The organism is Micromonospora sp. DT31 (genome assembly GCF_049841795.1).
In the GTDB taxonomy this organism is placed as follows: domain Bacteria; phylum Actinomycetota; class Actinomycetes; order Mycobacteriales; family Micromonosporaceae; genus Micromonospora.
Window position 1 is genome coordinate 1 of record NZ_JBNCKZ010000040.1, and the last position, 8,746, is coordinate 8,746.

The 8,746-nt window shown below is 64.8% G+C and carries 10 protein-coding genes; 4 read left to right on the forward strand and 6 right to left on the reverse strand.

Annotated features, from left to right (window positions below; translation table 11 throughout):
- Positions 1-38 precede the first annotated feature (38 nt).
- The 6 genes from ACLQ2X_RS28100 to ACLQ2X_RS28125 form a co-directional block, all read right to left on the reverse strand.
- Positions 39-860, reverse strand: coding sequence for an IS3 family transposase (locus tag ACLQ2X_RS28100; RefSeq protein WP_425684096.1), 822 nt, complete (start codon positions 858-860; stop codon positions 39-41).
- The gene (locus tag ACLQ2X_RS28105; RefSeq protein ID WP_355097728.1) at positions 857-1,168 is read right to left on the reverse strand and encodes a transposase; all 312 of its coding nucleotides are present in this window, start codon (positions 1,166-1,168) and stop codon (positions 857-859) included. The genes ACLQ2X_RS28100 and ACLQ2X_RS28105 overlap by 4 nt, the downstream gene beginning before the upstream one ends.
- A gap of 24 nt (positions 1,169-1,192) precedes the next feature.
- Positions 1,193-1,378 carry a hypothetical protein gene (locus ACLQ2X_RS28110; protein WP_425684097.1) on the reverse strand — a complete coding sequence of 62 codons (186 nt, stop codon included), beginning with the start codon at positions 1,376-1,378 and terminating at the stop codon, positions 1,193-1,195.
- A 185-nt stretch (positions 1,379-1,563) separates the two neighbouring features.
- Complete coding sequence (locus ACLQ2X_RS28115) at positions 1,564-2,292, reverse strand: nucleotidyltransferase domain-containing protein (RefSeq protein ID WP_425684098.1); 729 nt, start codon at positions 2,290-2,292, stop codon at positions 1,564-1,566.
- Positions 2,293-2,300: 8 nt separating this feature from the next.
- Positions 2,301-3,005, reverse strand: a complete 705-nt coding sequence (locus ACLQ2X_RS28120; RefSeq protein ID WP_425684099.1) for a Clp protease N-terminal domain-containing protein — start codon at positions 3,003-3,005, stop codon at positions 2,301-2,303.
- On the reverse strand, positions 3,005-3,295 hold the full coding sequence (locus tag ACLQ2X_RS28125; protein ID WP_425684100.1) for a helix-turn-helix domain-containing protein: 291 nt from the start codon (positions 3,293-3,295) through the stop codon (positions 3,005-3,007). The genes ACLQ2X_RS28120 and ACLQ2X_RS28125 overlap by 1 nt, the downstream gene beginning before the upstream one ends.
- A gap of 222 nt (positions 3,296-3,517) precedes the next feature.
- Here ACLQ2X_RS28125 and ACLQ2X_RS28130 point away from each other — a divergent pair, with 222 nt between their 5' ends.
- The 4 genes from ACLQ2X_RS28130 (at position 3,518) to ACLQ2X_RS28145 (ending at position 7,560) form a co-directional block, all read left to right on the forward strand.
- Positions 3,518-4,804, forward strand: coding sequence for an IS256 family transposase (locus ACLQ2X_RS28130; protein ID WP_425684101.1), 1,287 nt, complete (start codon positions 3,518-3,520; stop codon positions 4,802-4,804).
- Positions 4,805-4,903: 99 nt separating this feature from the next.
- Entirely contained in the window at positions 4,904-5,737 is an 834-nt protein-coding gene (locus tag ACLQ2X_RS28135; protein ID WP_425684102.1) for an IS5 family transposase, read from the forward strand.
- Positions 5,738-6,195: 458 nt separating this feature from the next.
- Positions 6,196-7,014 (forward strand): DddA-like double-stranded DNA deaminase toxin, encoded by an 819-nt coding sequence (locus tag ACLQ2X_RS28140; protein ID WP_425684103.1) that lies wholly within the window; start codon positions 6,196-6,198, stop codon positions 7,012-7,014.
- A gap of 3 nt (positions 7,015-7,017) precedes the next feature.
- The gene (locus tag ACLQ2X_RS28145; RefSeq protein WP_425684104.1) at positions 7,018-7,560 is read left to right on the forward strand and encodes an Imm1 family immunity protein; all 543 of its coding nucleotides are present in this window, start codon (positions 7,018-7,020) and stop codon (positions 7,558-7,560) included.
- Positions 7,561-8,746 lie beyond the last annotated feature (1,186 nt).

Consider the following 8,746-nt stretch of genomic DNA (forward strand, 5'->3'; position numbering starts at 1 on the left):
TCTACGACTCCGGCAAGGCCTTCGCCGAACCCGCGACCTCAACTGCTTGACAGCCACCGTTGGTGAGATGTCTCGATGTAGGCGAAGATCGCGTTCTCGGCCTCGTCGCGGGTCCGCCAGCTCGTGCGGTAGACGAGTTCGATCTTCAACGTCGACCAGAAGTTCTCCATCAGCGCGTTGTCGTAGGAGTCGCCGACGGAGCCCATCGATGGCAGGATCCCGTTGTCCTGTAAGCGTTCCGCGAAGCGAAACGACGTGTAGTTCGACCCGCGATCTGAGTGATGGATCAACTGGCCGTCGCGGACGTCGCGCGACCAGATGCCGTATTCGAGGGCGGCGAGGATCAGGTCGGTGTCGCAGCGGTCGGAGGTCTTCCACCCAACGATCCGGCGGGAGAACACGTCGCGGACCGCGGCTAGCCAGAACACCCCTTCGCCGCAGGGGATGCGGGTGGCGTCGGCGACCCAGAGCCGGTTCGGCCCGTGAGCGGTGAACTGCCGGTTGACCAGATCCGGTGCCGGTGTGTGCCGGGGATCCTGACGCGTGGAGCCGCCGCGCCAGCCTCGACGCAGGAACGCTCCCTGCCAGCCCTGCTGCGTCATCAGCCGCTCGACGCGTTTGCGGCCCACGTAGATGCCGTCACGGCGTAGCTGCCGGTGGACCCGGTCCGCGCCGTAGGTGCGCCCCGATGTCTCCCAGATCTCGTGGATGTTGGAGACCAGCCCCAGGTCGACCACGTCACGGTCGCAGGGCTGCTCAGCCTGCTTCACCCACGCGTAGTAGGTCGAAGCGCCGATGTTGAGGACCCGTAGCAGGAGCGCGACCGCGAACTGGTCACGGTGTTCGTGGATGAACCTCATGACCGTCGCCGGGTCGGGTCGAGCTCCGCCGCGAAATACGCGCTCGCGGCCTTCAGAATCTCGTTCGCCCGCCGCAACTCGGTGACTTCCCTGCGCAGCCGGCGGTTCTCCTCCGCCATCTCGCTGGTCGGCCGGTCGGTGCGCTCACCCGTGTCGGCCTCAGCCTGACGGATCCAGTTCCTGAGCGCCTCGTGATGCACACCAAGCTGCTCGGCCAGGCGCCGGATCACCGGCTTCGGATCCGACTCGCGGTACAGGCGCACAGCGCGCTGACGTAGCTCATCGGGGTACTTCTTCGGTGCTGCCACGGACGACTTCCTCCCCCACGGCCATCAGACCATGGTCAAGAAGCTCCATGAAAGCGGGGGTGGCTCACCGGGTGGGCGGTAGGTGATTGTGGCGATGTCGCTGTCATGAATGTCGACGAGCAGCCACGGTTCCGGGATGGTCGGCTGTTCGGCGGGGTGGTGTGCCGTCCACCGGTGTCCGTTGAAGAGGTAGGTGCCGAAGAACCCCACGATTGATCTCCTGAGCCCAGGGCGATGACCGGTCACGGTTCAGCGCGCAGATCATGGCATGACGGTGTGGACAGGCCAGGGCGTGCAGACCGGCCCGTGCGCTCATGCCGATGAGCGAGCGAATGTCGCCGGGCTCGGTGACCTCACTTCGTCATCCCGTATCACGGGTATTGGGCGTTGCCCTGTCAGGCGTGGCCTCTCCATGCGCGCGCGACCGTCCGGCGAGCGTCCCGCCACGCGATCAGGGCTGTCCGCACGCGGGGTGAGGTGGCGTTCTCGCCGAGGCGTCTGGCGCGTAACTGGTTGATCAGCCAGGCTGGGGCATCGGCCTGTTCGACGGCCTGGGTCTTGCTGAGCAAGGCCCCGTTGGCCATCGTGTAGCGACCGCGGGCCATCGAGGTGAGGCCGAGGTCGGCCATCACGGGATCCAGCCATAGCCACGGACGCCGGGCGGCCCAGGTCCAGTAGCCGGTCAGCTCCGCACGGGCGGCCTCTCGTACGTCGTCGTCGCTCATCGCCGGGAAGACCTCGCGCGGTGAACGTCCGAAAACGGCGTACCCGTGGCGCACGAGCTCGGCTCTGGTGATCCCGGAGAGCGCGCGCTGGACGAGTAACCCGTGGGTCCACGTTGGGTGCCGCATGTGCAGGCCGGAGATCTTAGTGCTGTCGACGTAGACGCATCCGAGGCGGAAACCCGAGCCAGTTCCTTCGTCGATGTGACGATGCATGGTTGTGAGCGTGGTCTGCCGGGTCGCGTCGACGGGCCCGGCGACGAGCGCGACCAGGTCGAGGTCACTGATGCCGGGCGCGAAGTCACCCGTCGCCAACGACCCCGCGACAAACAGATCGCTGACCCAGGCGAGTGCCGCGAGCCGACCGGCGAACTCCTCGACGACAGGCGGCGAGGTGACCATGAACGCAGTCAGCCGTTGATGAGTGCGGCGATGGCGGAGCCTGCGGTGGCAGTGCGTCCTGTTGTGTCCTGGTAACGCCGTATAAGGTCACGTCGCCGCAACTGTTGGCCGAATTGCCGCTCAGCTCGCAGCAGCGGGTTGCGCCGTGGCGGCGGAAATGCCGCAGCCAGGTCGGCAAGCAGTGCCTGGGTATCGACACCCGCGGCGCTGAGCACCCATCTGGCACCCGGATCGAGCGTCACGAGCGCAAGGGCGAGGTGCTCAGGTCGATGCTCGCGTTCGCGGCGGGCGAGCGCGAGCCGCAGCGATGCCTCGTAGACTGCCTGCGCATCCAGCCCGAGGGGCGGGCTCATCCGGGCGCATCGTCGCCGCGCCTTCGCCCCGCCGAGTGGGAACAGTGGTTCGCGCGGCGGTGGGCGATCCAATGGCGTGGCCCCGGAGGTGTGAAGTAGGCGGTCGATATCGATCCCGAGCGTGGCCAGGGCGTCTCGGTCGGCGGCCGCCCCTGCCCCGGCTGGCGTGGCACGACACACCGCCTCTTGAACCGAAACTCTCGTCGCGCCACGCTCGGCCAGAACGGTGGCGACGCTGCTGGCCGTGGTGAGGGCGAGCAGTAGGTGCTCGCTGCCGGCGCGGGGATGTCCGAGGTCTCGGGCTAGCGCCAGAGCCTGACCCAATACGCGGTCCAGCTCGGGGTGGTCGCCTCGGAACATCAGTCCTCCTGGTCGCGGTGGTACTTGCGGTGCACGGTCTGCTTCGTGACGCCGAGCCGGGTGGCGATGTCACGCCAGGACCAGCCCGCCCGCCGCGCAGCTGCCACCTGCTCGGCCTCCACTTGCTCGACCAGTCGGCGGAGCCGAGCCACGGCTTGCAGTCCTACGTCGGGGTCTGAGCCGTGTACGGCACGGTCGAGATCAGCGATCACGGACATGTCGTCAGCATATGCTGACGAAATTTCGGCGTCAACACATGCTGACGAAAGACCTCCTCGACGCACTCTCATGTCGCGAAGCGCTCGTCACCCGAGTGCCGTCGGCGCCGTTCGCCCTCGGGCGCCGCGCGCTGGTGTGACGTCGAGAGCTGCCGGCTCGCAGCCGCCCACATTCGTCGATGACCTCAAGCGGGAGCGGTGCGATTGAAGAGACCCCCTGGTCAGGGTCTGTGGATCTAAAGGTGTTTCCGGCCTGGCCCATCGGGCGTTGTGCCTGGTGAGGAGGGTGCCGTGATGACCGCGACACTGAACGAGCAGACCGGACGTAAGAAGCGGGCGGAGCCGTCGGCTGAGGCGAAGGCTGCCGTCGAGCTGGTCCGAGCCGCGAAGGAGCAAGGCCTGTCGTTGACCGGCCCTGAAGGGCTGCTCAGGCAGTTGACCAAGACGGTCCTGGAGACCGCGCTGAACGAGGAGATGACCGAACACCTCGGCTATGAGAAACATGAGTCGGCGGGGGTGGAGTCGGGCAACGTCCGTAACGGCACTCGATCGAAGACGGTGCTGACCGATAGCACCGGGCCGGTGCAGATCGACGTGCCCCGGGACCGGGCCTCCACCTTCGAACCGAAGATCGTGCGCAAGCGGCAGCGCCGGCTCTCCGGGGTCGACGAGGTCGTGTTGTCGTTGTATGCCAAAGGTTTGACGACCGGCGAGATCTCAGCACATTTCGCCGAGATCTACGGCGCCTCGGTCAGCAAGGAGACGATCTCGCGGATCACCGACAAGGTGATCGAGGAGATGACCGACTGGTCGCACCGGCCCCTGGATGAGATCTACGCGGCCGTGTTCATTGACGCGATCGTGGTCAAGGTGCGGGATGGGCAGGTCGCGAACCGGCCGTTCTACGCCGCGATCGGGGTCACCCTCGACGGCGAGAAGGACATCCTCGGTCTGTGGGCCGGCACCGGTGGTGAGGGCGCGAAGTTCTGGATGAGCGTGCTGACCGACCTGCGTAACCGGGGCGTGAAGGACGTGTTCTTCCTGGTCTGCGACGGCCTGAAGGGCCTGCCGGAGGTCGTGACGAACGTGTGGCCCCGCACGATCGTGCAGACGTGCATCATCCATCTGATCCGCAACACGTTCCGGCTCACCTCACGCAAGTACTGGGACGCGCTCAAGCACGACATCAAACCGATCTACACCGCCGTCAACGCCCAGGCCGCCCGCGCCGCGTTCGAGGACCTGACCGAGAAGTGGGGTGAGCGGTATCCGGCGGTGATCCGCTTGTGGGACAACGCGTGGGCGGAGTTCATCCCGTTCCTCGACTACGACGTGGAGATCCGCAAAGTCATCTGCTCCACGAACGCGATCGAGTCGCTCAACGCCCGCTACCGGCGGGCCGTGAAGGCCCGCGGCCACTTCCCCAACGAGCTGGCCGCGTTGAAGTGTCTGTACCTGGTGACCCGGTCCCTGGACCCCACCGGGGACGGCAGGACCCGATGGACGATGCGCTGGAAACCCGCGTTGAACGCCTTCGCCATCACCTTCAGCGACCGCTTCCCAGCCGCTGAAACCTACTAACCAAGATCGCCGGAAACACCCTTAGAGCGTGTTTGAGAAGGTCTGATGTGGACGGCGTGGCGGCATGACATCGGCTGCTGCGGCGGGCAGAGTGGCGCGGTGTCTGCGCGTCGCGGTTACCCCTCCGACCTGACTGACGCCCAGTGGGCGCTGATCGAGCCGCTGTTGCCGGAGCCGAACACGGACGGCCGGCGGGAGAAGCACCCACGGCGGGAGATCGTCAACGCGATCCTGTACGTGGTGCGGTCCGGGTGTCCGTGGCGCTATCTGCCGGCTGACCTGCCGCCGTGGCAGACGGTGTACTGGTACTTCACCCGGTGGGAAGAGGCCGGCGTGACGGAGAAACTCCTGACCACGCTGCGGATCAAGGTACGGGTGCAACAGGGCCGCCAGCCGGAGCCGTCGGCAGGGATCATCGATTCGCAGAGCGTGAAGGGCGCCGACACCGTCGGCCGAGACAGCCGAGGCTACGACGCGGGAAAGAAGATCAACGGCCGGAAACGGTTCATCATCACCGACACCCTGGGACTGCTGGTCACCGTCACCGTGCTCGCCGCGAGCTGGCAGGACCGCGACGGAGCCAAGACGGCCCTACTCAGCGCCTACATGGTCACCCCGATCCGGCACGTCTTCGCCGACCAGGGCTTCACCGGCCGGTTGATCGACTGGACCCGCGACACCCTGCGCACCACGCTGGAGATCGTCCGCAAACCCGCCGACCAACGCGGCTTCGCTGTCCACCCACGCCGCTGGGTCGTGGAACGCACCCTGGCCTGGCTCACCGCCTGCCGCCGGCTCGCCCGCGACTACGAGCGCCAACCTGCCGTCTCCGCAGCCCTCATCCGCTGGGCCGCGATCGCCGGCATGACCCGCCGCATCACCCGCGGCCAACCAGCACGCCGGCAAGCCCGCCGGACCTTCACCTGGACCTAATCAACCCCATCTCAAACACGCACTTAGCGAGACAGGCCCGCGTCGGCGGCGGTGGCGGTAGTAGTGGCGGTGGTGGTGGTGGAGGAGGAGCAGCCGCCGGCGGCGGATTCTTCAAGGGCATGGGTAGTGTCGCTGTACGAATTGGTAAAGCCGTCAGCAGCAAGCTAGGGAAGGGTGGACGAGCCGCTACTCGCGCCGTTGCTAAAGGTGCTGGGGCGAACGTCGGAAAAGGCATGGCGGCTCACCTGAAGAGCATTGGCAATATCGTCAAGCGCCTCACGGCGAAGGTCAAACCGCCGAAGCCTCCTACGCCTCCCCGAGTAACTAAGCCGAGCAATGGTGGCCGTGGTGGGAAGCCCTCCGGAAATCAAAAGCCGAAGCCCAAGCCTCGCAGTAGTGAACGTCCCGCAAAGAGCCGATGCGAAACTCACAGCTTCGCCCCCTCCACGCCTGTCCTGATGGCCGACGGAACTAAGCGGCGCATCGATCAAGTTAATGTCGGCGACAAAGTCCGTACTCATGACCCGAAGACGGGAGCGGAAAAGGACCGGCCGGTTACGGCCCTCCATTTAAATAGGGATAGAGAGCTGACGTACCTCTACGTCGACGCCGATGGAATTTTCGCAAGAATCGATACAACGCAGAATCACCTGTTCTGGAGCGAAAGCCGGAGCAAGTGGGTCGAGGCGGGCAATCTCAAGGCCGGCGAGCATCTCAGGACTGACGCTGGCGAAGTTGTCAGCATCGCGAAAGTCGAAAACTTTCACGGCGATGCGGAGATGCGCGATCTCACAGTCGCCTCCACCCACACGTACTACGTCGTTGCAGACCAGTCGCCGCTTCTTGTGCACAACCAGGACTGCGAAAAAGAAGCACCCGCCTCTTATGACCGCGTTTCGCAGGAGCTTGCCGACAAGAAGGTCACTACCGGTCAAGTCGTCGATGACGCAGGTAACAAAATTGGCGGACCCGTCTCAAGCGGCAGGGATGGTTCACACAGAGCCATTCAAGACCTTCTGCAAGGTTCAGGAGTCCCCATGCCCCGCAATGCTCCCCACCCCGCCGCTGATCACGTAGAGGCCAAGATCGCATTGGCCATGAGAAGGCGTGGAATCTCCCACGCGAACGTCGTAATTAACAACGGAAGGGGTGTGTGCGGAGGACCCTTCTCTTGCCAATCGGCGGTCCCTGCTATCCTGCCAGCGGGGTCAAGGATGACGGTTTGGTATCCGACCCCGGGGGGCCTGCGGTCCTTCACGCTCACCGGTAAGGGATGAGTAGTGGTCGTCGTAAACATCAACATCGGTGGCCAATGGCTTTATATCGGTAGACCTGAGGAGGTGTCTGAATCTGTTGCAAGGGTGCTTGCATCCCTCTCGGGAGAGGTGTCCACCCCTGTCTACAATCCGGGAGATGACGCCTGGTTTATGATTGGGGACCGCAAGCACGAATCCGAAACGGACCTTCCCGACAATTTTCTTCGCGTGTCTGTAAATTGGGCCACGGGATTCGGTGGAATGGTCTGGTTTCTTTCTTCCGATTCCTCGACTACTAGCAGTGTGGGGGATTCGGTTTGGGTATCGAACAACCCCCAGCCGCCTGATTTTGACCCGCGAGTCGTTGCAGACCCCGGCGGTCCGGTATTCCACGACCGACGTAGCGCTTTACCGATTTCCCAAGTGGCGGAGGTCGTCGAACGATTCTGCATAGCTGCGACGGGAGACCGCCCATCAGGAGTTGACTGGGTTCAAGGCGATGTGGCAGGAAGAAGAGCGGATCGGCAACATGAGGCGGAACTGCCGGAGGTGGATCCGTTCGCATGACTTGCATTGGCAGGAATGGTGAATAGTGTTACCGCTTCCGGTCGCAATGAGGCGCGGTGGAAGCGTCTTTCGATAGGCACTGCCCGCCTGGCTGGTGTGGGCTGGGGGCCTGGGCCTGTGCCTGTCGATGCTGAGCGCCAGAGCCATGCCGCATCGTCGTGAGGTTTGATCCCATCGACAATCGCTAAAGGGCCTCGCAGGTCGTGCCTGTCAGCTCCATAGGAGGCCTTGGCCTCCGCGGCCGGAGGGGCCGAGGTTGAGGATGTCTTCGTGGAGGCCGTCTGGGTGCCGTCCCGTTGGCTCGTCGGCAGGACTGATCTCGGCCTGAACCGCCCCGGATCTTGTAGAGGTCTCCACAGAACCCCGGGCGGTTCAGATTGGATGTCGTAGGGCGTTGAGCGGCTCCGGCTCGCGTGGACGTGACGGCGCGAAACCCACCTTCGTCTTCTGGTCCGGCGGTGATGGGTCGACCGCGAATCGTCGACACACGTCGCGTTGTGCCGCCGAGACGCCGAAGGCCGGCAGGTGCCGGCGCCATTTGATCACGTCGCACATCATGTGAAGCCGACCCGCGAAGGGTCAACCGCAGTGCCGCACTGATGGCTCGGGACGGCAGCTTGGTGATCGGCGCCCAGGGCAGCTGAGGGTTTCGCTCTCCTGTGACCCCGGTGGCAAGGGCGTGCCCAGCAAGGGCGATGACCGCTCCCGCAACGGTCGCTCTGGTGATCGTCACCGTCGGAGCCTGGCACACGTCGACCGCCTAAAGTTGAAAGAATCGACGCTCAACGATAGTGATCGTGGCATTGCCACAATCACACGGTTACCCCGATCGAGCGCGCCTGGGAACCACAGGGTTGACTTCCCGGCGGAGCCGAAGCTGTCCTCGGCACCGGCGACCATGAAGGACTCTTCAAGTGCCGCTGGTTGCCCGATCATCTGAGTGGAATGGCTGACGGGGGTCCGGAGGGAGCGGTGTTGTCGGGGTACGGCCTGGAGTGCAGAGCTAGGTACAGCTGATCTTGCAGAGGTGCGCACTGTTTGTCCGTTGCCATCGGGTGACTGAGGGTGAGGCTGCTCGGGTCGTGATCGGACCGGCGTGGGGCGGCTGGCGGTGGGGGCGATGGATGAGCAGCGGTGGCTGGATGTGCGCCGGTTCCGGGCGTTGCACGAGGCTGGTGCGAGTGTC